Raw genomic sequence first — 23,811 nt, 5'->3', positions numbered from 1 at the left:
ACGTGGTGCATCCTGTGCCCGGGCCGTCCCGGTGTCGGACCCGTCCCGTACCGTTGTCGTCGCGGGAGGGCACTCCCGCTCCCCCGTCCCTCCGAGCAGAGGCAGCGATGACCGACGCCCCACCCACCGCCGACGCACCCTGGCCGGTCGGCCTGCTCGCCAGCAAGATCAAGGGCTGGATCGAGCGCCTCGGGACCGCGTGGGTCGAGGGCGAGATCACCCAGTGGGGCGCGTCCGGCGGCAACGTCTACGGGAAGCTGAAGGACCTGTCCGGAGACGCGACGGTCGGCTTCACCGTCTGGTCGTCGGTGCGGAGCCGCCTCCCGGCCGACCTCAAGCAGGGCGATCGGGTCATCGCGCTGGTGAAGCCCAACTACTGGGTCAAGGGCGGCACGCTCTCGATGCAGGTCTTCGAGATGCGCCACGTCGGCCTGGGCGATCTGCTCGAGAAGCTCGAGCGGCTCCGCCGGCAGCTGGCGTCGGAGGGGCTGTTCGACGCCTCCCGCAAGAAGCCGCTGCCGTTCCTCCCGCACGGCGTGGGCCTCATCACCGGCAAGGACTCGGACGCCGAGAAGGACGTGCTGCGGAACGCGCAGCTGCGCTGGCCGGCGGTGCGCTTCCGGGTGGTCCACTCGGCCGTGCAGGGCGACCGGACGGTCCCGGAGGTGCTCTCGGCCCTGCGGACCCTCGAGGCCGACGACAGCATCGACGTGATCGTGATCGCCCGCGGAGGCGGCGACTTCCAGAACCTGCTCGGCTTCAGCGACGAGGCGCTCGTGCGCGCCGTCGCCGCCTGCTCCACTCCGGTCGTCAGCGCGATCGGCCACGAGGCCGACCGCCCGCTGCTCGACGACGTCGCCGACCTGCGCGCCTCCACTCCCACCGACGCCGCGAAGAGGGTCGTGCCCGACGTCTCCGACGAGCTGCTGCGCGTGCAGCAGGCCCGGCTGCGGATGACCGGCCGCGTGAGCGGGCTCGTCTCGCACGAGATCGACCGGCTCTCGCAGCTGCGCTCGCGGCCGGTGCTCGCCCAGCCGCACGTGCTGGTCGACCGGCACTCCGAAGAGCTGACCCGCTGGGTCGCGCGCGGCGCCGAGCTGGTGGACCGCCGCCTCGAGCGCGCGCACCTCGAGGTCGAGCGCCTGCACGGCCACCTGCGCGCCCTCTCCCCCCAGCACACCCTCGACCGCGGCTACGCGATCGTCCAGAACGCGGCCGGGCACGTCGTCCGGGCACCCGGCGACGCGCCGGCCGGCGGCGCACTCGTCCTCACGCTCGCGGAGGGGGCCGTCGGCGCCCGCTCCGAGGGGCCCACCGGCGATCCCGCCGGCCGGTCCTGAGCCCGCCGCGCCACCCGTCCCCCCTCAGCCCCGATCGATAGGATCAGACCCATGCCCGACTCCCCCGACGCCCCGGCGACCGACTCCGACGTCTCGGGATTCTCCTACGAGCAGGCGCGCGACGAGCTCGTCCGCGTCGTGTCCGAGCTCGAGCAGGGCAGCTCCACCCTCGAGCGCTCGCTCGCCCTGTGGGAGCGCGGCGAGGCCCTCGCCGCCCGCTGCGAGGAGTGGCTGATCGGAGCACGCGCCCGGCTGGACGCGGCCCGCTCCGGAGGGGCGGCCGCCGGATGAGCCGCGCGAAGCCCGCGCGGGTCGTCGCCGAGCTCGGGCGCCCGGAGACGGCCGCCGAGACGGCCGCACGCAAGGCCGAGAACTCCCGGCTCTACCGTCAGCGCAAGACGGTCAACAACCTCGTCTTCTCGCTGCTCGCGACCGTCGGCGCCGTAGCGCTCATCGTCCTGCTCGTCCCCCGCGGCGACACCGTGGAGCTCTCCTCGGTCGACGTCCCCCGCGTCGCCGCACAGGTCCAGCTGGGCGAGGAGCAGACGCTCGCCGTGCCCTCCCTGCCCGAGGGCTGGAAGGCCAACGCGGCCGAGCTCCGCCGCGAGAACGGCACCGACTACTGGTACGTCGGCCTGATCACCCCGAAGGCGGGCTACATCGGCCTGAGCCAGGGGCTCGACGCGGACGCGGCCTGGGTCGCGACGCAGCTCGACCGCCGGGCGGCGACCGGCGTCGAGACGATCGACGGCCGCGACTGGACCGTCTACGACCACCGCGACTCCGGCGACGACACCGGCAACACGCCCTACGCACTCGAGACGACGGAGGGCTCCAGCACCTACCTCGTCTACGGCACGGCCCCGACGGACGAGATCCGCCTGGTCGTCGACGCCATCACCCCGCAGATCGGCCAGGAGGAGTCCCGATGAGCCTCGGAACCAGCAGCACCGTCCCCCGCGAGTCCCGCCCGCCGGCGTGGGTCTGGAAGGAGATGCTCCGCGGCAACCAGCGCTTCGTCGCCGGCGAGCCCCGCCACCCCCGCCAGGACGTCGAGCGCCGCGCCGAGCTCGCCGCCGCGCAGGCCCCGCTCGCTGCGCTCTTCGGCTGCAGCGACTCCCGCCTCGCGGCCGAGATCATCTTCGACCTGGGGCTCGGCGACCTCTTCGTCGTCCGCAACGCCGGCCAGGTGATCGCGGACTCCATCATCGGCTCGCTGGAGTACGGTGTCGCCGTCCTCGGCGTGAAGGTGCTGCTCGTGCTCGGCCACGACGAGTGCGGAGCGGTCCGGGCGGCGATCCAGTCGCAGGCGCCCGGCGCCGAGCGGCTCCCCCCGCACATCGAGCACCTGATCGAGCCGATCATCCCCGCGGTGCGCCGCCTCGTGGGCGCCCAGCCGGACGGCCGCGTGCTCGTCGACCCGTCGGCGACCGACGCGCTGGCCGTCGGCCGCGAGCACCTGCGCGACACGGTCGCCGAGCTGCTCCAGCGCTCCCCGCTGATCGCCGACGCTGTCGCGACCGGGCGGCTCGCCCTCGTCGGCGCCAACTACCGGCTCTCGGACGGCACCGTGATGTCCGATGTCGTGCTCGGCATCGATCCGCCCGAGCTCAGCCCCTACGTCTCCGAGCTGGAGCGCGACTCCGGCTCGGCCTCCTCCGCCGCCGCTCCGAGCGCGGTGGGATCGGATCCCGCGTGAGCGGCTCCGGACAGCACAGCACCAACCGATCAGACAAGGACGAACACAGCGTGGTGGATCACTCCCCGACCGACGACTCCGGCGACTTCCGCATCGAGCACGACACGATGGGCGAGGTGCGGGTCCCCCGCGACGCCCTCTACGCCGCGCAGACCCAGCGGGCGGTCGAGAACTTCCCGATCTCCGGTGCGGGCCTCGAGCCGGCCCAGATCGCGGCCCTCGCCCGCATCAAGAAGGCGGCAGCGCTGGCCAACGCCGAGCTGGGCGTGCTCGACGCCGACATCGCCACGGCGATCGCCGACGCGGCCGACCTCGTCGTCGGGGGCGGCTACGACGCGCACTTCCCGATCGACGTCTACCAGACCGGCTCGGGCACGTCCTCGAACATGAACATGAACGAGGTGCTGGGCTCGCTGGCGACCACGGCCCTCGGCCGCACCGTGCACCCGAACGACCACGTCAACGCCTCGCAGTCCTCCAACGACGTGTTCCCCACCTCGGTCCACGTCGCCGTCACCGGCGCGCTGATCGAGTCGCTGATCCCCTCGCTCGAGCAGCTCGCCGAGTCGCTCGAGGTCAAGGCGGAGCAGTGGGCCGAGGTAGTCAAGGCCGGCCGCACTCACCTGATGGACGCCACCCCGGTCACGCTCGGCCAGGAGTTCGGCGGCTACGCCGCGCAGATCCGCCTCGGCATCGAGCGCGTGCAGTCGGCGCTCCCCCGCGTCGCCGAGGTCCCGCTCGGCGGCACCGCGGTCGGCACCGGGATCAACACCCCCGCCGGCTTCCCGCAGAAGGTCATCGCGCGCCTCGCGGAGGAGACGGGCCTTCCCGTCACCGAGGCCCGCAACCACTTCGAGGCCCAGGGCGCGCGGGACTCGCTGGTCGAGGCCTCCGGAGCGCTGCGCGTGCTCGCGGTGAGCCTGACCAAGATCAACAACGACCTCCGCTGGATGGGCTCCGGCCCCAACACCGGTCTCGGAGAGCTGCGGATCCCCGACCTCCAGCCCGGATCCTCGATCATGCCCGGCAAGGTGAACCCGGTGATCCCGGAGGCCGTCCTCATGGTCTGCGCGCGCGTGATCGGCAACGACGCCACCATCGCCTGGGCCGGCGCCTCGGGTGCCTTCGAGCTCAACGTCGCGATCCCCGTCATGGGGACGGCGCTGCTGGAGTCGATCCGCCTGCTCGCGAACTCCGCCGTGCTGCTCGCCGACAAGACCGTCGACGGCCTCGAGGCCGACGTCGAGCACGCCCGCGCCCTCGCCGAGTCCTCCCCCTCGATCGTCACCCCGCTCAACAAGGTGATCGGCTACGAGGCCGCCGCCAAGGTCGCGAAGAACTCGGTCGCCAAGGGGATCACCGTCCGAGAGTCGGTCGTGGACCTCGGCTTCGTCGAGCGCGGCGAGGTGACGGAGGAGCAGCTCGACAGCGCCCTCGACGTCATGTCGATGACCCACCCCGGCTGAGCCCGGCCCTCCGACGGCCCGTCCCTGCGCTCGGCGCGGAGGCGGGCCGTCAGAGCACCAGCCAAAACCCCGTGAGCAGGAACGGTCCGAACGCGACCCGTCCGCGGGCGCGCAGCACGAGCACCCACAGCCCCGCCACCGCGAAGCCGACAGCGGGCGCGGCGACGACCTGCTCGGGTCCGAGAGCCGCGAGCGGCGGTGCGAGGGCCGCCTGGAGCTTCACGTCGCCGAGGCCCAGCCCGCCCGCCGCATGCAGCACGCCCAGGCACAGCACCGTCGCGAGGACGGCGAGAAGCGTCCCCGCCGTGGGCGCGAGGACGGCTCCGACCACCAGCAGCGGGAGCGTGACCGCGTTCGGGAGCCGGTGCCCGCGCACGTCCGCCAGCACCAGCGGCACGCTCACGAGCGCCACCGGGACGAGGCCGGGCGCCCGACCGAGGTGCGGGGCCCCGATCAGGAGGAGCACCAGGGCGCCGAGGAGCAGGGCGGCCCGGTCGAGCAGAGATCCGCGGAGCGTCCGCCGAGACTAGGGGGCGACGCCCTCGGGGCGTCGGAGTTCTCCACAGGGCGGCCCGCCGGCGTGCTCGGGCGGCGGCGGGTCCCATCCCGGCCTCAGGCGTGCGGCGGCAGCGGTCCCAGCAGGAGCGACGCCCAGGCGCCGTGCGCCGATGCGTCGTCGGAGGGGTGGAACTGCCCGGCGAGCACGTCGCGGTAGAGGCGACCGAGCTCCGACCGGCGCTGGTACGCCGAGCCGCCCGCGATCCGGACGGCGCTCTCGACCACGCGGAGCGCTCCCTCCGTGGTGCGGATCTTCACCCCGACCAGCGAGGGGAACCAGCGCGCGCCGCGGTCGACGAGCGCGTCCACGTCGGCCGCCGCCGAGCGCAGGGGCGCCTCGAGCCCGTCGAGCAGCATCCCGGTCTCAGCCACCCGGTGCCGCACCTCGGGGTCCTCCGCCAGTGGCCGCCCTCCCGCCCGGAGGGAGGCCCGTCGGCGGACGGAGGCGACGGCGAGCTCGAGCGCGCGCTGCGCGACACCGAGGTAGACCGAGGAGATCAGCAGCTCGAAGGCCGCGAAGACGGCGAAGACGAAGGTGTCGGCGGTCGGTCCGACGGGCAGCGAGCGGATCATCCGCTCGGCCGGGACGACGACGCCGTCGAGCACCGTCGTGCGGCTCTGGGTCGCCCGCATGCCGAGCGTGTCCCAGTCGTCGCGGACCTCGAGCCCGGCGACCGGCGAGTCAGGGCGCTCACGGTGCACGAAGCCGTGCACGAGCCGCGGCTCCGACCCGCTGTCGTCGCGGCCGAACACGCCGAGCCGCGTCCAGGCGGGCGCGAGAGAGGTGAAGACCTTCGTGCCGGTGAAGCGGTAGCCGCCGTCCCCGAGCGGCTCCGCCCGCGTCAGCGAATCCGAGAGCACCAGGTCGTTGCCCGCCTCGCTGTTGCCGAAGGCGAAGACGTGACCCGTCGCGGCGTCGACGAGGACCGAGCGGAGGGAGTCGTCGCCCCGCTCGAGCAGGAGTCGCGCGATCCCGGTCCAGACCAGGTGCATGTTGACGGCGAGCGCGGTCGCGGGCGCGGCCGTCGCGAGGCGCGTCTGCTCGGCGGCCGCCTGCTCCAGGCCGAGGCCGGCACCGCCGAGCTCCTCGGGGACGAGCAGCGCCAGGTACCCGATCGAGCGCAGCTCCTCCAGGTCGTCCGCGCAGAACGCGTTGCGCTCGTCGTAGTCGGCCGCGCGGGTGCGGAAGCGCTCGAGGAGCGCGTCGTCGAGGATGCTCACCCGTCCACGCTACGCCCCGGTGCCCTGCAGGGACGCGCCCGGCCCGGGGATCCTCGGATCCCACGGACCGGACGCACAGCGAGCCCGTCAGGCGAGCTCGTTCGACTCCAGCATCTCGGTGACCAGAGCGGCGATCGCCGAGCGCTCGGAGCGGGTCAGCGTGACGTGCGCGAACAGCGGGTGGCCCTTCAGCGTCTCGATCACGGAGGCGACCCCGTCGTGCCGGCCGACCCGGAGGTTGTCGCGCTGCGCCACGTCGTGGGTCAGCACCACCCGGGAGTTCTGCCCGACGCGCGAGAGCACCGTGAGCAGGACGTTCCGCTCCAGCGACTGCGCCTCGTCGACGATCACGAACGCGTCGTGCAGCGAGCGCCCGCGGATGTGCGTGAGCGGCAGCACCTCGAGCATCCCGCGCTCGATCACCTCGTCGAGCACGTTCTGCGACACCAGCGCCCCGAGCGTGTCGAAGACCGCCTGCGCCCAGGGGTTCATCTTCTCGGCCGCGTCGCCGGGCAGGAAGCCGAGGTCCTGGCCGCCCACCGCGTAGAGCGGCCGGAAGACCATGATCTTCTTGTGCTGGCGCTTCTCCAGCACCGCCTCCAGGCCCGCGCAGAGCGCCAGCGCCGACTTGCCGGTGCCGGCCCGGCCGCCGAGCGAGACGATGCCGACCTCCGGGTCGAGCAGCAGGTCGATCGCGAGCCGCTGCTCCGCCGACCGCCCGTGCAGGCCGAACACGTCCTTGTCGCCGCGGACCAGCGTGATCTGCCGCTTGCCGGTGACCCTCGCGAGAGCGGAGCCGCGGTCGGAGTGGACGACGAGTCCGGTGTTGACCGGGATGTCGGCCACGACGTCCGTGAAGAGCCGCTCGCGGTCGTAGAGCTCGCTCATCGCGTCGCCGCCGAGCGTCACGTCGTCCATGCCGGTCCAACCGGACTCGGGGGCCTGCTCGGCCAGGTACTCCTCCGCGGCGAGGCCGATGGAGGCGGCCTTCACGCGCATCGGCATGTCCTTGGACACGACGGTGACCACGGCGCCCTCGCTCTGCAGGTTGAGCGCGACGGCGAGGATCCTCGCGTCGTTGTCGCCCATCTGGAGCCCGCTCGGCAGCACCGACATGTTCGAGTGGTTGAGCTCGACGCGGAGCGTGCCGCCGCGGCCGACGGCGATGGGGAAGTCGAGGCGCTCGTGCTGCACGCGCAGCTCGTCGAGGCGGCGCAGGGCCTGCCGGGCGAAGTAGCCGATCTCGGGATCGTTGCGCTTGCCCTCGAGCTCGCTGATGACGACGATCGGCAGCACGACGGCGTGCTCCGCGAACCGGAACATCGAGGACGGATCCGACAGCAGCACCGAGGTGTCCAGGACGTAGGTGCGGAGGAGCTGATCGGCCGGATCCGAGGAGCCGTGCTGGACACGGCGGTGGACGCCGCCCTGCGTCCCGGTCTGCGGATCCATGCCCTGGGGAACTGTCACGACGACTCTCCACACTCCAGGGGCCGGAGCCCCCGGCTCATGTCCTCGAGCCGGTCTCATCGGTGCGTGTCGTGCACCGCGCAGTGTCCCTTCGGCGTCTGCGCGATGTCGAGCCGTACTTCTGTGGCCGTCTCGACCAGGCGCTGTACCTGATGACTCGAACCTAACCCGGCGAATGACATCCGTGTGCTTCTCACCGCTACGAATGTGTAACCAGTGTGTGAACGCGCGGAATCCGGCCTAGTAGTCGATGCTCGTGGCCGACGAGATCAGGGCGGCGCGGAGCAGCGCGAGGGTCGCGTCGGTGGTGCCGGCGTGCGCGCTGAAGCGGACGGTGCTCGGACGCAGGCGCGCGGTGACGCCGTGCGCGGCGAGGGAGGCCGCCAGCGGGGCCAGCTCCTCCGGCTCCGGCTCGACGACCACGATGCCGGCGCGCTCGTGCTCGCCGCGGGAGCCCACGACCGCCAGTCCGAACTCGTCCGCGAGGTCGACGATCGCGCTGACCCGCTCCGCCACGAGCGCGGCGATCGCCGACTGCCCGACCGCGGCGACCTCCTCCAGCGCCGACGCGAGCCGGGCCTGGGCGATCGGGTCCGGGTTGCTGATGCTGAAGGCGCGGGCGTCGCCGCGCGGCGGAGCCACCTCGTCCCACGGCTCCGCCTGCTCCGATCCCGTCCAGCCGGAGAGCACCGGGGTCAGCCGCGACAGCGCCCGCTCGCTGAGCGCGAGGAAGCCCGTCCCCCAGCCGGCGCGGAGCCACTTCTGGCCGCCGGTGACGACCACGTCCGCCAGCTCGTAGGGCGCGTCGACGACGCCGAAGCCCTGGATCGCGTCGAGGACGAGCATCCGGTCGCCGATCACGTCCCGGATCGCCGCGACGTCCGCGAGGTAGCCCGTCCGGGAGTCGACCAGGCTCACCGCGACGGTCGTCACGTCGTCCGTGAGCTGCTCGCGGACCGCCTCCGGCGTCACCCGTCCCTGCTCGGTCCGCAGCCAGCGGGGCTCCACCGAGCCGAGAGCCTGCGCCGAGCGCACCGCCGCGAACGGCAGGCTCGGGAACTCCGCGGCCGACAGCAGCACCGCGCCCGAGGCGCCGAACAGCGCGTGCAGGAGGCCGGTCGAGGTGTTGGGCTGGAAGACGACGCGGTCGGCGGGGACGCGCACGAGCGCCGCCGCCGCCTCCCGGACGCGCTCGTCCTGCCGGAACAGCTCGTCGAGGGTGCCGCTGCGCGCGCGCACCAGCAGCTCGACGGCCGCCTCCTGCTCGGCGGCGACGGTCGCCGAGAGCGGGCCCACCCGGCCGAAGTCGAGGTACCCGGTCTCCTCGCCGAAACCGGCGAGGTAGTCCTCGGTCGTGGTGGAGGTGGCCTCGTTCGAGCTCATGCCGGCCCTTCCGGTCGGTGGTGCGGCAGGAGCCGCGAGGTCAGCTGCCGAAGCGGCGGTGCCGTCCGGCGTAGTCGCGGAGCGCGCGGAGGAAGTCGACCTCGCGGATGTCGGGGCCGAGCGCCTCCATGAAGTAGAACTCGCTGTGCGCGCTCTGCCAGAGCATGAAGTCGGAGAGGCGCTGCTCCCCCGAGGTGCGGATGACCAGATCGGGGTCGGGCTGCCCGCTGGTGTACAGGTGCTCGCCGATGAGCTCCGGCGTCAGCAGGCCCGCGACGTCCTCGATGGAGGAGCCGCGCTTGCCGTGCTCCTCCAGGATGCTCCGCACGGCCTGGGCGATCTCGTGCCGCCCGCCGTAGCCGACCGCGAGATTGACGTGCAGGCCCGTGTGGGAGGCGGTGCGCGCCTCCGCCGTGTCGAGCGCGGCCACGAGCGAGGGCGGGAGGCCCTCGTCGGAGCCGACGTGCTGCACGCGCCAGTCGGGCTGCTGGGAGACCTCCTCGGCGAGGTCGGCGATGATCGCGATCAGCTCGGTCAGCTCGCTGCTGTCGCGGCCGACGAGGTTGTCCTGCGAGAGCAGGTAGAGGGTGACGTGGCGCACACCGAGCTCGTCGCACCACTGCAGGAACTCGTGCACCTTGGCGGCTCCGGCCCGGTGGCCGTGCGCGGCGGTCTCGAGGGCCCGCTGCCGCGCCCAGCGCCGGTTGCCGTCGATGATCATCGCGACGTGGTTCGGCAGGGAGTCGGGGGGAAGGCTCGAGCGGAGGCGCTTCTTGTAGACGCCGTAGAGGAGGTCCCTTCCCACAGGCAGTCTCGGCTTCGGCACAGTGATACGGTAGTCGACCCGGGGCGCTCCTCGAAGCCCGGCGGCGCTCGGCGTCGGCCCGGGACGGCGTCGTAGTCTGTCCGGCATGAGCCAGCGGCCGACGCCTCCCCCGTCCGATCCCCGCGCCCGCACCGTCCGCGGCGGAGACGCCGTCGGAGCGGACGGCCCGGACCTGCCCGCCCTCCCCCTCGTCGAGGACGCGATCGAGCACGACTCCTCGGCGGAGGTCCGGCCCACCTGGCGCGGCTGGATCCACGCCGGCCTCTTCCCGCTCGCGATCGTCGCCGGAGTGGTGCTGATCGTGGTCGCGGAGGGGACCGCGGCGAAGTGGGCGGCCGCGGTGTTCGCGACCACGTCGCTCCTGCTCTTCGGGAACTCCGCTCTGTACCACCGCTTCGACTGGAAGCCGCGGACGAAGATGATCCTCAAGCGGATCGACCACGCCAACATCTTCCTGCTGATCGCCGGCACCTACACGCCGCTGGCCGTGCTCGCCCTGCCGCCCGCGCAGGGCACGCTCCTGCTGGTCCTGGTCTGGGCGGGGGCGCTGCTCGGGATCGGCTTCCGCGTCTTCTGGATCGGGGCGCCGCGCTGGCTGTACGTGCCGCTCTACCTGCTGCTGGGCTGGGCGGCCGTGATGTACCTCGGACCGCTCTTCGAGGCCAGCGCGACGATGATGGTGCTCGTCCTCGTCGGCGGGCTCTGCTACTCCGCGGGCGCCGTGATCTACGGGATCAAGAAGCCCAACCCGGTCCCGGGCGTCTTCGGCTTCCACGAGATCTTCCACGCGCTCACGGCCGTGGCGTTCCTCTGCCACTGGACGGCGGCGCTGATCGTCTCGCTCCACCCCTCCTACAACGCCTAGCGGGACCCGGGCCCACCGGTGCGGGCCGGGCTCAGCCCTCGCTGCGCTCCGCCTCCTCGGCGTCGAGCCGCTCCTTCACCTGGGCGGTGTAGGTGGTGCGCCGCACGCGCCGGACCATGTCGAGCGCGAGGAGGACGGCGGCCAGAGCGATCACGAGCATCGTGATGAAGCCGAAGAGGCCCGGCGTGACCGTGTCCTCGTTGAACTCGGGGCCGGGGGTCGGCACCGTCGTGGAGGCGAGGACGACGGCGCGCTGGGCGCCCTCGAGCAGCCCGGCGATCACGCGCGCACCTCGTCGGCGACGACGACGCCGGAGCCGTCGGGCTCCGGGGACACCGGGGCGTCCCCCGAGGGCTCGGGGTCGGGAGCGATCGGCGGGACGACCGCGGTCGGGCCCGAGGCGAGCTCGGCCAGGTCGAGACCGGCGAAGAGATCCGTCTCGGGCGTCGGCGCGTCGACCCGGCTCTCGACGAGCTGGAAGTCGTCGGTCGGCCAGGCGGCGTCGATCGCCTCGTGCGGGAGGAAGAAGAAGGCGTTGTCCGGAGCGACCTGGCTGGCGTGGGCGAGCAGGGCCGCATCGCGCCGATCGTGGAAGCCGGAGATCACGACCCGCGTGGTCGCGAGGTACGGGGTGTCCTCGTTCCAGCGCTTCATCTCCTCGAAGACCGACAGGCGCGGGTCCTCCGGGTCGATCGAGCGCAGGTGCTCGGCGATCGCCCGCAGCTTCTGGCCGCTGAAGACGCGGTCGTAGTACAGCTTCGAGATCGACCACGGAGCGCCCGTGCCCCGGTACTCCTCGGCGAGGCCCGCCGCGCGGTACGCCTCGACGGCGACCTGGTGGGCGCGGATGTGGTCGGGGTGCGGGTAGCCGCCGTTCTCGTCGTAGCTGATGATCACGTGCGGCCGGAACCGGCGGACCAGGCGCACGAGCGGAGCGGCGGCCGTGGCGAGCGGCAGGCCCGCGAACGAGGCGGCGTCGACCTTCCCGTCCTCGGGCATGCCGGAGTCGACGAAGCCGAGCCAGGCGTGCTCGACGCCGAGCGCCTCGCGAGCGGCCGCCATCTCGTACCGGCGGAGGCCGCCGATGTCGCGCTCGGCGTGCGCGCGGGCCTCGAGGCCCTCGTTCAGCACGGAGCCGGCCTCGCCTCCGGTGCAGGAGACGACCATGACCTCGGCGCCCCGCGAGGCGTAGGCGGCCAGCGTCGCCGCGCCCTTGCTCGACTCGTCGTCAGGATGGGCGTGCACGGCGAGGAGGCGCGGAGTGTCCCGCACCTCCGAATCGACGGAGACCTCGACGGCCTGGGACACGATCGCTCGATTCCTCGGGGTTTAATGGGATCGGCGCTCCCGTCCGCGGAGGACGCGCGCCACCCGTCCAGAGTAGACGCATCACCCAGGGAGTTCCGTGGCCGCCCGCACGTCCGAGAGCGTCGAGGGAGCCGCCGCGCCCGCGCTCGATCCGGACGCCGTCCGCGCCGCCGGACCCCTCGCCACCCGCTACGGCCGCACGACGCGCACCCGCCGCGGCAACCGCTGGCTCTTCGGCGGCGTCGCGCTCGCCTTCGTCGCCGTGTTCGCCGCCTGGGTCGTCTGGGCCGGACTCGACGGAGCACGCGGCGGGGTGGACGTCCAGGACACCGCGCACCAGGTCGTGGACGACCGCACCGTCACCGTCTCCTTCGACCTCACCGCGCCCGTCGGCCGCGAGGTCGCCTGCGCGGTCCAGGCCCTCAACGAGCAGTCCGCCGTGGTCGGCTGGCTGGTCGTGGAGTACCCCGCCTCGACGGAGCGCTTCCGCTCCTACACGGAGACGGTCCGCACCACCGAGCTCGCGAACACAGGTTTGATCTCCTCCTGCTGGCTCCCGTAGGCTTGCCCGAAGCCCTGACGGATTCGTCGGGGCCTCGCCATTCCCACCGCCGCCTGACGCCGGCCGTCCCCACCGCCGGACGCGGACACCTCCGCACGGTGCTGCCGGGCGCCGCGAGCGCGGCCCGCAGAGCAGGAGCCCACCATGGCCGACCAGTCACAGGTGACCTGGATGACCCAGGAGTCGTACGACCGCCTCGAGGCGGAGCTCACCGAGCTGTCCACCAACGGACGCGAGGAGATCGCCAAGCGCATCGAGGTCGCCCGCGAGGAGGGCGACCTGAAGGAGAACGGCGGCTACCACGCCGCGAAGGACGAGCAGGGCAAGATCGAGGCCCGCATCCGCCAGCTGACCTCCCTCCTCCGCGAAGCCGAGATCGGCACGCCCCCCGAGAGCCACGGAGTCGTCGAGGCCGGCACCATCATCACCGCCGAGATCGCCGGCGACGAGTCCCGCTTCCTCCTCGGCAACCGCGAGATGGCCGGCGAGAGCGACCTCGACGTCTACAGCCCCCAGAGCCCCCTCGGATCGGCGATCATGGGCCTGAACGTCGGCGACACCGCCCGCTTCACGGCACCCAACGGGCGGGAGATCGAGGTCCGCGTCGCCAACGTCGAGACCTGGTCCGGCCACTGATCGCACGTCGCGGCGCTCTCCGCGGCGTTGTCGTCGGGCGCGATACCGCCGGTATCGCTTCCTCCTCCGCCTTGCGGAGAACGCCGCGACGCACGATCAGCCCTCTCTAAACGGGAGCGGGACGCCGGCTTCGCGGCGACAGCGTCGGACGCGATACCGCCGGTATCGCTTCCTCCTCCGCCTTGCGGAGAACGCCGCGACGCACGATCAGCCCTCTCTGAACGGGAGCGGGGCGCCGGCTTCGCGGCGACAGCGTCGGGCGCGATACCGCCGGTACCGCTTCCTCCTCCGCCTTGCGGAGAACGCCGCGACGCACGATCAGCCCTCTCCAGACGGGGGGGCGCCGGCTTCGCGGCGACAGCGTAGGGCGCGATACCGCCGGTACCGCTTCCTCCTCCGCCTTGCGGAGAGCGCCGCGACGCGCGATCAGCCCTCTCCGAACGGGAGCGCCGCGCCGGCTTCGCGGCGACGGCGAGGGCGCGAGATCGCCGGTACCGGCTTCGTCCTCCGCTCTGCGGAGAACACCGCGGCGCCCTCGAGCGGTCAGTTGCGGGAGATGCGGGGGGCGTAGCCGGCGTCGGTGAGGACCTGGATGACGCGGTCGGCGTGCTCGGGGCCGCGGGTCTCGACGCTGATCTCGATCTCGACCTCGCTGATCTGCAGGCCCCGGCCGTGCCGGGTGTGCAGCACCTCGACCACGTTCGCGTTCGCCTCGGAGATGAGCTCCGCGATGCGCGACAGCTGCCCCGGACGATCCGGCAGCCCGATGCTCATCTTGAGGTAGCGCTCCGACGCGGCCAGGCCCCGGCTGATCACCCGCTCCATCATCAGCGGATCGATGTTGCCGCCCGACAGGATGACCGCGGTCGCTCCGGCGTCGCGGATCTTCCCCGTCAGGATCGCCGCGATGCCCACCGCGCCCGCGGGCTCCACCACGAGCTTCGCCCGCTCCAGCAGCACCAGCAGGGCCCGGGCGATGTCGTCGTCCTCGACGGTGACGACCTCGTCCACCATCTCGCGGACGATCGCGAAGTTCAGCTGCCCCGGCTTCGCCACGGCGATGCCGTCGGCGATCGTCGGAGAGATCGTGATCGCGGTCGGCTCGCCGCTCGCGAGCGAGAGGGGGTACGGCGCCGCGTTGGCCGCCTGCACGCCGATGACGCGGAGCGTGCGCCCCTCCTCGGCCGCCTTCTGCTTGGCCGCCGATGCGACCCCGGCGATGAGGCCGCCTCCGCCGATGGGCACCACGATGGTCTCGACGGCGGGGGCCTGCTCGAGGATCTCGAGGCCGACCGTCCCCTGGCCGGTGATCACGTCGGGGTGGTCGTAGGGAGGAACGAAGACCGCGCCGGTGCGCTCGGCGAACTCCGCCGCCGCCGCGAGCGCCTCGTTGAAGATGTGGCCGCTCAGCACCACGTCCGCGCCGTAGTCGCGGGTGGCCGCGAGCTTGGGCAGCGCGACGCCGATCGGCATGAAGATCGTGGCCTTGATCCCCAGCTCCCGCGCCGCATAGGCGACGCCCTGCGCATGGTTGCCGGCCGAGGCCGCCACGACTCCGCGGGCCCGCTCCTCCGGGGTGAGCCGCGACATCCGGAACACCGCTCCGCGGATCTTGTAGGAGCCGGTGCGCTGGAGGTTCTCGCACTTGAGGAATACGGGCGAGCCGAGGACCTGCGCGAGGAAGGTGCTCGTCTCCATGGGGGTGGCGGCGATGACGGGGGCGAGGACGGCGCGGGCCGCCTCGAACTCGTGGAGGGCGGGTCCGACGACGCGGCTAGTCTGCATGCTCTGCGGCAACTCTCTCGGGGGTTCGGGTCGGCGAGCGCCAGGCTCCGCTCGCGACGTACTTGACCATGACGTTGAGCGTGGCCACGACGGGCACCGCGAAGAAGGCGCCGGCGATGCCGCCGATGATCGAGCCTCCGGCCACCGCGAGCACGACGGCCAGCGGGTGGACCTTGACCGCCGACCCCATGATCAGCGGCTGGAGGATGTGGCCCTCGAGCTGCTGCACCGCGAGGACGACGATCAGCAGGAAGAGCGCGATCAGCGGTCCGTTGTAGACCAGCGCGATGAAGACGGCCAGCGCCCCCGTCACCACGGCCCCGATGACCGGCACGAAGGAGCCGAGGAAGACGAGCACGCCGATCGGGATGGCCAGCGGGACGCCGAGGAGGAAGGAGCCGAGGCCGATGCCGACCGCGTCGACGAAGGCGACCAGGATCTGCACCTTCACGAAGTTGGTCAGCGTCACCCACCCTGCGCGACCGGCGCCGTCGACGGCTCCGCGGGCGCGGCGCGGGAAGAGGCGGACGACCCAGCTCCAGATGTTCGGCCCGTCGATGAGGATGAACAGCGTCGAGAAGAGGGTGAGCAGCACGCCCGTCAGCAGGTGGCCGACGGTCGAGCCGACGCTGAGCGCGCCGCTGACCAGCATCCCCGAGTCCTGCTGCAGGGCCGTGAGCGCCTGCTGCGCGTACTGGTTGATGTCGGTCTCGGTGAGGTGGAGCGGCGACTCGAGGAGGAAGGCCTTGAAGTCGTCGTAGGACTGCACCGTCTGCCGGCTGAGATCGTCGAAGCCGGAGTAGACCTGGGTGACGACGAGGAAGAGGAGCCCGCCGATCACCACGACGATCCCCAGCTCCGCCAGGACGACGGCCGCCCACTTGGGCCAGCGGTGGCGCTGGAGGAAACTCGAGAACGGCACCAGGAGGGCGGCGATCACGATCGCGAGCAGGAGCGGGATGACGATCAGCCGCAGCTCGATGACGAGCAGCACCAGCACCGCGAGCGCCGCGACCACGACGAGGACGCGCCAGGCCCAGGCGCCGGCGATGCGCATCCCGTCGCTCACGAACGCCGAATCGGCGACGGGAGCGGGCCGGGAGGGGGCGGCCGGGGCGACGGGCGCGGCGGGCTGGACGGCGCGCGGGCCGGAGGTGCGGCGGGACCTGCCGAGTCTCATCTGTCCAGACTAGGCCCCGGCGCATACCCCGCGCGGTATCCCCGGGGAGTGCTCATGCGGCGGCGCCGACCGCCGCCTGCTCCGGTGCCGGACCGACCGCCACCGGGCGCCGCGCGGGCAGCACGCCGACCCGCTCCCCCGGCTCGAGGCGATGCCCCGACGCGTGCTGGACGGTGACCTCCTCACCCGTCGACAGCCGGACGGTCGAGCGCCGCACCGGCCCCAGGAAGCTCGAGGCGAGGACGACTCCGGGCAGGGAGTCGGGAGCACCGTCGGCCACGACGGCGAGGTCCTCGGGGCGGAGGAACACCGACACGGGCCCGTCCGCTGCCGCCGCGTCGACGAGCGGCAGGCGCACGCCGAGCGCGAGGACCGATCCCGACGAGACCGTCCCCGCGACCACCGTCGAGAGGCCGACGAAGCGGGCCGTGAAGGCGGTCGCCGGGCGCGCGTAGAGGTCCTCCGGTGCACCCAGCTGCTCGATCCGCCCGGCGTTCATCACCGCGACGCGGTCGGCGACGGCGAGCGCCTCCTCCTGGTCGTGCGTGACGAAGAACGTGGTGATGCCGATCTCGGACTGCAGGCGCTTGATCTCGTCGCGCAGCTGGACGCGGACCTTCGCGTCCAGTGCCGACAGGGGCTCGTCCAGCAGCAGCACCCGCGGCCGCGTGACGAGGGCGCGCGCGAGCGCCACCCGCTGCTGCTGGCCGCCGGAGAGCTCGTGCGCGTAGCGGTCGCCGAGGGCGCCGAGGCCCACGACCTCCAGCGCCTCCCCCGCGGCCGCTCGGCGCTCGCGCGCCCCGACTCTCCGGGTGCGCAACCCGAACTCGACGTTCTCGCGCGCCCGCAGGTGCGGGAAGAGCGAGTACGACTGGAAGACCATGCCCATGTCGCGCTTCGCGACGGGGACGTGGGCGACGTCCTCCTCGTCGACGAGGATCCGCCCCGCGTCGATCCGCTCGAGACCGCTGAGGGCGCGCAGGGCTGTGGTCTTGCCGCAGCCGGAGGGGCCGAGCAGCGCGATGAACTCGCCCGGGGCCACGTCGAACGAGACGCCGTCGAGCGCTCGCGCGGAGCCGTAGTGCCGCTCCACGTCGACGAAGCGCACGCGGGCGCCGGGGAGGGTGGGAGCGGTCACGAGGAGCCTTTCGAGGAGCGCGCCCGGCCCGTCGGCAGGCCGATCCGCGCGAGGCGGCCGATCCCGAGCAGGAGGGCGAAGGCGAAGAGGAGCGAGAGCAGCGAGAAGATCACGGCGACGTAGGCGTCGGACTTCGACACCTGCACCAGGCCGGTCTGGAGGGTGGTGCGGCTGAGGAGCGAGGCGATCGTGTACTCGCCGAGAACGACTGCGACGGTGATCAGCGCGGCCGCGACCAGGCCCCGGCGCAGGTTCGGCAGGAGGACCCTCCCGAGCACCGCGAGCGGGCCCGCGCCGAGCGAGCGGGCCGCCTCCGAGAGCGTCACGGTGTCGAGACCGGCGAGGTCCGCCGCCACGGCGCGGTAGGCGTAGGGCAGGACCAGCACCCCGTAGGCGAGAGCGAGCGTCCACGGCGCGGAGCCGGCGAGCCTGGTGACCACGGAGTAGACCGGCGCGAGGCCGACGACGAGGACGATGGCGGGCACGGTCAGCGGGAGCAGGCAGACCAGCTCCAGAGCCCGGCGCAGGCGCGGGAGCCGGATCTCGACGAGCAGCATCGTCGGCACCAGCAGGACCAGGACGATGAGGGCGGTGACGACGGCGAGGACCAGCGAGTTTCCGATCCCCTGGAACAGCGAGCGGTAGGCGCGCTCGTTCTCCGGGTCGAGGATCGCCGTCCAGTGCGAGAGGTCGTGGCCGCCGGCGCCGCGGAGCGTGAACTCCGCCATCGCGACGATCGGAACGGCGAACACCAGCCCGGTGATCACGAGCACCGCCCCGGACAGGAGCCGCGCGGGCCTCATCGCTGCCACCGCCGGGCCCGGCGCTGCAGCAGCACGTACCCGGACATCAGGACCACCATCACCGCGAGCATCCCGAGCGCGAGGGCGCCCGCGAGGTTCTCACGGCCCAGCACCGTCTCGCTGACCAGCGCGGCGCGGATCTGCAGCGGGACGATCTGCGCGCCCTGGCTGATCAGCGCCGCCGCGGTGGCGAAGGAGGAGAACGCGTTCGCGAACAGCAGCAGCACGCAGCCGAGGAACGACGGCGCCAGCACCGGGAGGGCGACGTGCAGCCAGTAGCCGAGCCGGCCCCCGCCGAGCACCGCGTTCGCCTCGGCCCACTCCGGGCGCAGACCCTCGAGCGCGGGCAGGAACGTGAGCACCATCAGGGGCACCTGGAAGTAGAGGTAGGGCAGGACGAGCCCGGGAAGCTGGTAGAGCCACACGCCGTCGGCGTAGAGGTCGACGCCCGCTCCCGCGAGGAGGGTGGTCACCAGCCCCTGCACGCCGATCGTCGCGATGAAGGCGAACGCGAGCATCACACCGCCGAACTGCGCGAGGACGCTCGCCGCCGCATCGACGACGGTCCGGAGCGCCCCGCGCGGATCGGAGCCGAGCAGGGCCAGGCACACGACCGCGCCCAGCACCGCGCCGACGACGGCGGTCACGGCCGAGAGCCCGAGCGACGCGCCGAAGGCGGACAGCACGACGGGATCCCCGAGCGCCAGCACGTTCGCCGTGGTGAAGCGGCCGTCTCCGTCCGTGAATCCGGTCGCCACCGCGAGGACCGTGGGGACGGCCAGGAACAGCAGGACGTAGAGCGCGAAGGGGGCGACGCCCAGCACGGCCGGGGTGCCGCGCCGTCCCCGGAGCGCGGACGCCCCGGAGACGGCCTCGGCGGGAGCGGTGGTCACTGGATCGCCGCGGCCCACTTCTCGGCGAGGAGCGACGAGGCCGCCTCGGTCTGCTCCTCCGTGAACTGGACGAGGTCGGAGGGAGCGGCGCCGACGGCGTCGAGCGCGTCCTGGTCGACCGTGCCGGCCTCGGTCATCGCGGCCAGGCGCACCGGGTAGGCGCCGGCGGCGAGGTAGAGGTTCTGCGCGGCGTCGGAGTAGAGGTACTCCTGCCAGAGCCGCGCGGCCGCGGGGTGCGGAGCGTCGGCGTTGACCGCCTGGTTGTAGTAGCTGCCGACGGCGGAGCCCGGGAGGACGGTCGTCGTCCACTCGCGGGTGCCGTCGTTCGCCTTCCCGGCGGCGAGGTTGTTGTAGCTCCAGTCGAAGACGACCGGGGTCTCGCCCGAGGCGATGGTGGCGTCGGTCGGGTCCAGCGGCAGGAAGTTGCCGGCGTCGTTCAGCCTCTCGAAGAAGTCGATCCCCGCCTGGACGTCGTCGGCGGAGCCGCCGGACTGGAGAGCCGCGAGCTGCACTGCGGCCGCGGCGGCTCCCGCCTGGGTCGGGTCGCCGTTGATCGCGACCGAGCCGCGGTAGTCGGCGCCGAGGAGGTCCTCGAGCGACGCGGGCGCAGGCACCGCGGCCGCGTCGAACCCGATCGACATCAGGCCGGTGTAGTCGTTGACCCAGAGGCCCGACTCCTCCTTGTTCCCCTCGGGGATGTCGTCCCAGGACTCGACCTTGTACGGCGCGAACATGTCCGTGTTCGCCAGAGCGACGGCCGGCCCCAGGTCGAACACGTCGGGAGCGGTGTCCTGCCCGGCGAGGTTCTCCGCCGTGCTGATCTCCTCCGCGGAGGAGACGTCGGGGTCGGCGGAGTTCACGGTGATGCCGTACTCGTCCTCGAAGCCGCTGATCAGCTCGCCGTAGTTCGCCCAGGTGTCGGGCAGGGCGATGACGTTGAGCTCGCCCTCGGCCTTCGCCGCCTCGACCAGGGCGTCCAGCCCGCCGAGGTCCGCGGCGGATGTGGCGGACGCCGCGTCCGCGCCGCCGCCGTCGGACGAGGCGGTGGCGCCGCCGGAGCAGGCCGAGAGCGTGAAGACGAGGGCGGTGCCGGCGGCGGCGACCGCGGCGGTGCGCGACAGGCGCTGAATGGTCAAGGGTCCTCCAGGAGTCGGGTGGGCCGCCCCGGTGGGACGGCCTCGGGAACGGTAGGAGCGCCGCGAGACGGCGAGGGAGCGCGGCGGTGAATGCCGGGCGAACGCCGGGGGCCGAATCGGGGACGGCGATGTCGGGGGCGTTCGCTAGCGTGGGCGGACCATGACCGAGCAGCTCTCCCCCGCGCTCGCGCGCCGCATCGCCCTGGCGGCGCAGGGGTTCGGCGTCCCCCGTCCCTCCCGGGTCGACGCGCGCCGGGTGCGCGCCGCCGTGGACCGGATCCGCCCGCTCCAGCTCGACTCGGTGAACGTCTTCGAGCGGAGCCACTACCTGCCGCTGCTCGCGCGGCTCGGCCCGTACGATCGCTCCCTCCTCGACGCCGCGGCCTTCTCCCCCGACGGCCCCTACGTCGAGTACTGGGCCCACGAGGCCGCCCTCGTCCGCCGCGAGGACCTCCCGCTCTACCGCTGGCGGATGGAGCACTACCGCCGGGTCCGCCTGCCCGAGCACGAGGGCTGGGCCCACGAGAACCGCGCCACCCTCGACTGGCTCCGCGCCGCGCTCGCCGACGGTCCCCTCCGCGCCTCCGAGATCGAGCACGAGGCCAACGTCCGCACGGGCCCCTGGTGGGGCTGGTCCGACATCAAGCGCGGCCTCGAGGTCCTGTTCCGCTGGGGCGAGGTGGTGACGGCGGGGCGCACGCGCTTCGAGCGCTCCTACGGTCTCGCCGAGCGGCTCCTCCCGAGCGCGGTGCTCGATGCCGACGTGCCCCTCCCCGACGCCGTCCGCGAGCTCGTGCGCCGGGCGGCCCGGGCCCATGGGATCGGCACCCTCGGCGACCTGGCCGATTACCACCGGCTGCTCCAGTCCCCCACGCGCGTCGCGATCGACGAGCTGGTCGAGGCGGGCGAGCTCGAGCGCGTCGAGGTGCGCGGCTGGGAGCGGGGCGGGCGACTCGTGCCGCTCTGGCGGCACGTCGATGCCCGACGCCCCCGCACGCTCCGGGCGGACGCGCTCCTCTCGCCGTTCGACCCCGTGGTCTGGCACCGGCCGAGAGCCGAGCTGTTCTTCGGCTTCCACTACCGGATCGAGATCTACACCCCGGCCGAGCAGCGGGTCCACGGCTACTACGTCCTCCCCGTGCTCCTCGACGACGTGATCGCTGCCCGGGTCGACCTCAAGAGCGAGCGCAAGCGCCGGGTCCTCCTCGTGCAGGCCGCCTGGCTCGAGCCGGGGGCCCCGGCCGACACGCCGGAGCGGCTCGCCGCACTGCTGGTCGAGGCGGCGGCCTGGCAGGGCCTCGACGTCGTCGAGGTCGTCGGTCGCGGCGACCTCGCGGCCGCCCTCGCCGCAGCACTGCGGAGGATCGCGTGAGCGGGCCCGGCGGCGTCCTGGCGCTGGCGCTCTCGGAGCGCTGCGTCGCCCGTCTGCTCGAGCGCGGAAGCGTCGTCGGGGTCGGCACGGGCGAGCTCGCCCACGCGGCCGGCGTCTCCCTCCGGACCTTCCACCGGTACCTCGGCGGGAAGGAGGACTGCGTGCGCCCGGTGCTCGCCGCCGCGATCGCCGCGATGGGACGCGCCTTGCTCGAGCGCCCGGCCGCCGAGCCGCTGAACGCGGCGCTCGGCCACGCCTTCGCCGCGGCGGCCTCCGGTCCCCAGCTCGACCGCACCCTCCGGCTGATCCCCCTGCTCACCGAGACCTCGGCGATGCGCGCCGTCTGGGCGCAGTCGCTGCACGACGGCGAGGAGGCGCTGACGCCGTTCCTCGCGGAGCGGATGGGGCTCGGCCGCACGTCCCCGCACCGGGCGGCCGTCCTGGCCACCGTCGTCCTCGCCCTGGTCCGGCGGGCGCTGGTCGACGCGGCCGCGAGCGGCATCGACCCGGCGCCGGTCTTCGCCGAGTACCTGACGACCGTCGACGGCGGTCCGCTCGCGGCTCCGACCGGATGAGGTCCCGTCCGGCACGGTGACGGGCGCAACTCTGGCCGAAGCGGGAGGCGGTGCGGGGCGGCGATCGTCGACGGGGCGTCGGCCGGATCGGCCTGCTAGAAGCGCGAGCCCATCTCAGAGAGGCGGGCGACGCGGTCCGCGATCGGCGGGTGGGTGGCGAAGAGGCGCGCGACCACTCCCGGCTTCGACGGGTCGGCGATCCAGAGGTGCGCCATCGAGCTGTTCTGCCGCTGCATCGGCCGGCCCGCGGACTCGAGCTTCAGCAGGGCGCGGGCGAGGGCGTCGGGGTGACGGGTCGTCAGTGCGCTGGTCGCATCGGCGAGGTACTCGCGCTGACGGGAGATCGAGAGCTGCACGACCGAGGCGACGATCGGCGCGAGGACCATCGACACCAGCCCGACCACCAGGAGTGCCGGGTTGCCCCCGCCGTTGCCGTTGCCGCCCCGCCCGAAGAAGGCCAGGCGGAGGAAGGCGTCCGAGAGGAAGCCCACCGCGACGACGAGACCGAAGACGATCATCGAGACGCGGATGTCGTAGTTGCGGACGTGGCCCAGCTCGTGGGCCATCACGCCCTCCAGCTCGGCGTCGTCCATGATCGCGAGCAGGCCGGTCGTCGCGGCGACGACGGCGTGCTCGGGATCACGGCCGGTCGCGAACGCGTTCGGCGCCGGGTCGTCGATCAGGTACACCTTCGGCATCGGCGTGCCCGTCGCGATCGAGAGGTTCTCGACGATGCGGTACAGCCTCGGCTCGTCCGCCTTCTCCACCGCCACGCCGCCGCTGAGCGCGACCGCCTGGCGAGCGGCGAAGAAGTACTGGAAGAACGCGTAAGCGGCGGCGATCACGAGCACCACCACGACGATCGCCGTGCTGCGGTAGACCGCTGCCGCCAGGGCGCCCAGGCCGCCGATGATCGCCAGGAACAGGACGAGGATCAGGACCGTGTTGCGCTTGTTGCGGGCGATCGCGCTGTACACGGCGGCTGCCTAGAACTGGACGCGCGGGGGCTCCGAGATCGCGGCGAGATCGCCGACCTCGAAGAACTCGCGCTCCGAGAAGCCGAGCCGACGCGAGAAGAGCGTGTTCGGGAAGACCTTCACCTTGGTGTTCATCTCGCGCACGCCGCCGTTGTAGAAGCGCCGGGCCGACTGGATCTTGTCCTCGGTGTCGACCAGCTCGCCCTGCAGCTGGAGGAAGTTCTGGCTCGCCTGCAGCTGGGGGTACGCCTCCGCGACCGCGAAGATCGACTTCAGAGCGCTCTGCATGTGGTCCTCGGCGACCGACGCCTCCGCCGGGCCCTGGGCCTGCAGCGTCTCGGCGCGAGCCTGCGTCACCGACTCGAAGACCTGGCGCTCGTGCGAGGCGTAGCCCTTCACGGAGTCGATCACGTTGGGGATCAGATCCGCGCGGCGCTTCAGCTGGACGGTGATGTCGCTCCACGCCTCGTCCACGCGGACGTTGAGGGTGACCAGCGAGTTGTACGTCGCCCAGAGGTAGACCCCGAGGATGACGACGAGCGCGACGACGACGATGAGCGGGACGAGCCATTCCATGCCGTCCAGTGTAGGGACGGCGCGCTCCCCGGCACCTGTCGA

25 protein-coding genes are annotated in these 23,811 nt (G+C 72.9%); 10 read left to right on the top strand and 15 right to left on the bottom strand.

All coding sequences use genetic code 11. From position 1 onward, the window contains the following. The first annotated feature begins 107 nt into the window (after positions 1-107). The 5 genes from xseA to C5C10_RS08765 are packed head-to-tail and all read left to right on the top strand — an operon-like array spanning position 108 to position 4,505. Entirely contained in the window at positions 108-1,340 is a 1,233-nt protein-coding gene (gene xseA, locus C5C10_RS08785) for an exodeoxyribonuclease VII large subunit (protein WP_104224417.1), read from the top strand. 51 nt (positions 1,341-1,391) lie between these two features. Then, positions 1,392-1,631 carry an exodeoxyribonuclease VII small subunit gene (locus tag C5C10_RS08780; RefSeq protein WP_104224418.1) on the top strand — a complete coding sequence of 80 codons (240 nt, stop codon included), beginning with the start codon at positions 1,392-1,394 and terminating at the stop codon, positions 1,629-1,631. Further along, complete coding sequence (locus C5C10_RS08775; protein ID WP_104225525.1) at positions 1,628-2,272, top strand: DUF4245 domain-containing protein; 645 nt, start codon at positions 1,628-1,630, stop codon at positions 2,270-2,272. Before C5C10_RS08780 ends, C5C10_RS08775 begins: the two co-directional genes overlap by 4 nt. Continuing rightward, positions 2,269-3,039: a carbonic anhydrase gene (locus tag C5C10_RS08770; RefSeq protein WP_208543312.1), complete on the top strand. Its 771-nt coding sequence runs from the start codon at positions 2,269-2,271 to the stop codon at positions 3,037-3,039. Before C5C10_RS08775 ends, C5C10_RS08770 begins: the two co-directional genes overlap by 4 nt. Before the next feature lie 50 nt (positions 3,040-3,089). Next, positions 3,090-4,505 (top strand): aspartate ammonia-lyase, encoded by a 1,416-nt coding sequence (locus C5C10_RS08765; protein WP_104224420.1) that lies wholly within the window; start codon positions 3,090-3,092, stop codon positions 4,503-4,505. A gap of 49 nt (positions 4,506-4,554) precedes the next feature. On the opposite strand, the gene C5C10_RS08760 is transcribed toward C5C10_RS08765, so the two are convergent. The 5 genes from C5C10_RS08760 to C5C10_RS08740 all read right to left on the bottom strand — a co-directional run bounded on the left by C5C10_RS08760 (position 4,555) and on the right by C5C10_RS08740 (position 9,942). Further along, the gene (locus C5C10_RS08760) at positions 4,555-4,971 is read right to left on the bottom strand and encodes a prepilin peptidase (RefSeq protein WP_181073428.1); all 417 of its coding nucleotides are present in this window, start codon (positions 4,969-4,971) and stop codon (positions 4,555-4,557) included. Between the two features lie 146 nt (positions 4,972-5,117). Next, positions 5,118-6,284, bottom strand: a complete 1,167-nt coding sequence (locus C5C10_RS08755; protein ID WP_104329037.1) for an acyl-CoA dehydrogenase family protein — start codon at positions 6,282-6,284, stop codon at positions 5,118-5,120. 87 nt (positions 6,285-6,371) lie between these two features. Then, entirely contained in the window at positions 6,372-7,736 is a 1,365-nt protein-coding gene (locus C5C10_RS08750) for a PhoH family protein (RefSeq protein ID WP_104266924.1), read from the bottom strand. A 258-nt stretch (positions 7,737-7,994) separates the two neighbouring features. Then, positions 7,995-9,137, bottom strand: a complete 1,143-nt coding sequence (locus C5C10_RS08745; protein ID WP_104329036.1) for an aminotransferase class V-fold PLP-dependent enzyme — start codon at positions 9,135-9,137, stop codon at positions 7,995-7,997. 40 nt (positions 9,138-9,177) lie between these two features. After that, positions 9,178-9,942 carry an isoprenyl transferase gene (locus C5C10_RS08740; RefSeq protein WP_279630826.1) on the bottom strand — a complete coding sequence of 255 codons (765 nt, stop codon included), beginning with the start codon at positions 9,940-9,942 and terminating at the stop codon, positions 9,178-9,180. A 106-nt stretch (positions 9,943-10,048) separates the two neighbouring features. On the opposite strand from C5C10_RS08740, the gene C5C10_RS08735 reads away from it, so the two are divergent. Continuing rightward, on the top strand, positions 10,049-10,828 hold the full coding sequence (locus C5C10_RS08735) for a hemolysin III family protein (protein ID WP_104329035.1): 780 nt from the start codon (positions 10,049-10,051) through the stop codon (positions 10,826-10,828). Positions 10,829-10,859: 31 nt separating this feature from the next. Here C5C10_RS08735 and C5C10_RS08730 read toward each other — a convergent pair whose 3' ends face one another. Both C5C10_RS08730 and mca read right to left on the bottom strand, forming a co-directional pair. Then, entirely contained in the window at positions 10,860-11,111 is a 252-nt protein-coding gene (locus C5C10_RS08730; RefSeq protein ID WP_244230611.1) for a hypothetical protein, read from the bottom strand. Next, entirely contained in the window at positions 11,108-12,136 is a 1,029-nt protein-coding gene (gene mca / locus C5C10_RS08725; RefSeq protein ID WP_258060505.1) for a mycothiol conjugate amidase Mca, read from the bottom strand. The genes C5C10_RS08730 and mca overlap by 4 nt, the downstream gene beginning before the upstream one ends. 97 nt (positions 12,137-12,233) lie before the next feature. Between mca and C5C10_RS08720 the strand changes: the two genes are divergently transcribed. Both C5C10_RS08720 and greA read left to right on the top strand, forming a co-directional pair. After that, entirely contained in the window at positions 12,234-12,698 is a 465-nt protein-coding gene (locus C5C10_RS08720) for a DUF4307 domain-containing protein (protein WP_104224427.1), read from the top strand. A gap of 144 nt (positions 12,699-12,842) precedes the next feature. Further along, the gene (greA, locus tag C5C10_RS08715) at positions 12,843-13,334 is read left to right on the top strand and encodes a transcription elongation factor GreA (RefSeq protein WP_104225519.1); all 492 of its coding nucleotides are present in this window, start codon (positions 12,843-12,845) and stop codon (positions 13,332-13,334) included. A gap of 543 nt (positions 13,335-13,877) precedes the next feature. Here greA and ilvA read toward each other — a convergent pair. From ilvA to C5C10_RS08685, 6 genes are read right to left on the bottom strand one after another with little or no spacing between them, the layout of a single operon-like run. Continuing rightward, the gene (ilvA, locus tag C5C10_RS08710; RefSeq protein ID WP_104224429.1) at positions 13,878-15,119 is read right to left on the bottom strand and encodes a threonine ammonia-lyase; all 1,242 of its coding nucleotides are present in this window, start codon (positions 15,117-15,119) and stop codon (positions 13,878-13,880) included. Beyond that, on the bottom strand, positions 15,109-16,299 hold the full coding sequence (locus C5C10_RS08705; protein WP_104225517.1) for an AI-2E family transporter: 1,191 nt from the start codon (positions 16,297-16,299) through the stop codon (positions 15,109-15,111). The genes ilvA and C5C10_RS08705 overlap by 11 nt, the downstream gene beginning before the upstream one ends. 52 nt (positions 16,300-16,351) lie before the next feature. Then, on the bottom strand, positions 16,352-17,437 hold the full coding sequence (locus tag C5C10_RS08700) for an ABC transporter ATP-binding protein (protein ID WP_104329034.1): 1,086 nt from the start codon (positions 17,435-17,437) through the stop codon (positions 16,352-16,354). Next, positions 17,434-18,240, bottom strand: a complete 807-nt coding sequence (locus tag C5C10_RS08695) for an ABC transporter permease (RefSeq protein WP_104329033.1) — start codon at positions 18,238-18,240, stop codon at positions 17,434-17,436. The genes C5C10_RS08700 and C5C10_RS08695 overlap by 4 nt, the downstream gene beginning before the upstream one ends. Beyond that, positions 18,237-19,133, bottom strand: coding sequence for an ABC transporter permease subunit (locus tag C5C10_RS08690; protein WP_104329043.1), 897 nt, complete (start codon positions 19,131-19,133; stop codon positions 18,237-18,239). Before C5C10_RS08690 ends, C5C10_RS08695 begins: the two co-directional genes overlap by 4 nt. Then, the gene (locus C5C10_RS08685) at positions 19,130-20,269 is read right to left on the bottom strand and encodes an ABC transporter substrate-binding protein (protein WP_104329032.1); all 1,140 of its coding nucleotides are present in this window, start codon (positions 20,267-20,269) and stop codon (positions 19,130-19,132) included. The genes C5C10_RS08690 and C5C10_RS08685 overlap by 4 nt, the downstream gene beginning before the upstream one ends. A 160-nt stretch (positions 20,270-20,429) precedes the next feature. On the opposite strand from C5C10_RS08685, the gene C5C10_RS08680 reads away from it, so the two are divergent. Next, positions 20,430-21,641, top strand: coding sequence for a winged helix-turn-helix domain-containing protein (locus C5C10_RS08680; RefSeq protein ID WP_104329031.1), 1,212 nt, complete (start codon positions 20,430-20,432; stop codon positions 21,639-21,641). Next, positions 21,638-22,216: a TetR/AcrR family transcriptional regulator gene (locus C5C10_RS08675; RefSeq protein WP_104249527.1), complete on the top strand. Its 579-nt coding sequence runs from the start codon at positions 21,638-21,640 to the stop codon at positions 22,214-22,216. The genes C5C10_RS08680 and C5C10_RS08675 overlap by 4 nt, the downstream gene beginning before the upstream one ends. Positions 22,217-22,311: 95 nt before the next feature. Here C5C10_RS08675 and C5C10_RS08670 read toward each other — a convergent pair whose 3' ends face one another. Then, complete coding sequence (locus C5C10_RS08670; protein WP_104329030.1) at positions 22,312-23,193, bottom strand: M48 family metallopeptidase; 882 nt, start codon at positions 23,191-23,193, stop codon at positions 22,312-22,314. Positions 23,194-23,202: 9 nt separating this feature from the next. Then, positions 23,203-23,769 (bottom strand): LemA family protein, encoded by a 567-nt coding sequence (locus C5C10_RS08665; protein ID WP_104225511.1) that lies wholly within the window; start codon positions 23,767-23,769, stop codon positions 23,203-23,205. Positions 23,770-23,811: the final 42 nt, after the last annotated feature.

Origin of the sequence: Rathayibacter sp. AY1A3 (assembly GCF_002930975.1) — a bacterium.
In the GTDB taxonomy this organism is placed as follows: domain Bacteria; phylum Actinomycetota; class Actinomycetes; order Actinomycetales; family Microbacteriaceae; genus Rathayibacter.
Note: the sequence above shows the minus strand (reverse complement) of the source record. Positions and strands in the feature narration are given on the sequence as shown.

Coding starts and splice junctions, on each gene's coding strand:
- xseA (WP_104224417.1), top strand. CDS start 108: ATGACCGACGCCCCACCCACCGCCGACGCACCCTGGCCGGTCGGCCTG.
- C5C10_RS08780 (WP_104224418.1), top strand. CDS start 1,392: ATGCCCGACTCCCCCGACGCCCCGGCGACCGACTCCGACGTCTCGGGA.
- C5C10_RS08775 (WP_104225525.1), top strand. CDS start 1,628: ATGAGCCGCGCGAAGCCCGCGCGGGTCGTCGCCGAGCTCGGGCGCCCG.
- C5C10_RS08770 (WP_208543312.1), top strand. CDS start 2,269: ATGAGCCTCGGAACCAGCAGCACCGTCCCCCGCGAGTCCCGCCCGCCG.
- C5C10_RS08750 (WP_104266924.1), bottom strand. CDS start 7,736: ATGGATCCGCAGACCGGGACGCAGGGCGGCGTCCACCGCCGTGTCCAG.
- C5C10_RS08745 (WP_104329036.1), bottom strand. CDS start 9,137: ATGAGCTCGAACGAGGCCACCTCCACCACGACCGAGGACTACCTCGCC.
- C5C10_RS08735 (WP_104329035.1), top strand. CDS start 10,049: ATGAGCCAGCGGCCGACGCCTCCCCCGTCCGATCCCCGCGCCCGCACC.
- greA (WP_104225519.1), top strand. CDS start 12,843: ATGGCCGACCAGTCACAGGTGACCTGGATGACCCAGGAGTCGTACGAC.
- ilvA (WP_104224429.1), bottom strand. CDS start 15,119: ATGCAGACTAGCCGCGTCGTCGGACCCGCCCTCCACGAGTTCGAGGCG.
- C5C10_RS08705 (WP_104225517.1), bottom strand. CDS start 16,299: ATGAGACTCGGCAGGTCCCGCCGCACCTCCGGCCCGCGCGCCGTCCAG.
- C5C10_RS08695 (WP_104329033.1), bottom strand. CDS start 18,240: ATGAGGCCCGCGCGGCTCCTGTCCGGGGCGGTGCTCGTGATCACCGGG.
- C5C10_RS08680 (WP_104329031.1), top strand. CDS start 20,430: ATGACCGAGCAGCTCTCCCCCGCGCTCGCGCGCCGCATCGCCCTGGCG.
- C5C10_RS08665 (WP_104225511.1), bottom strand. CDS start 23,769: ATGGAATGGCTCGTCCCGCTCATCGTCGTCGTCGCGCTCGTCGTCATC.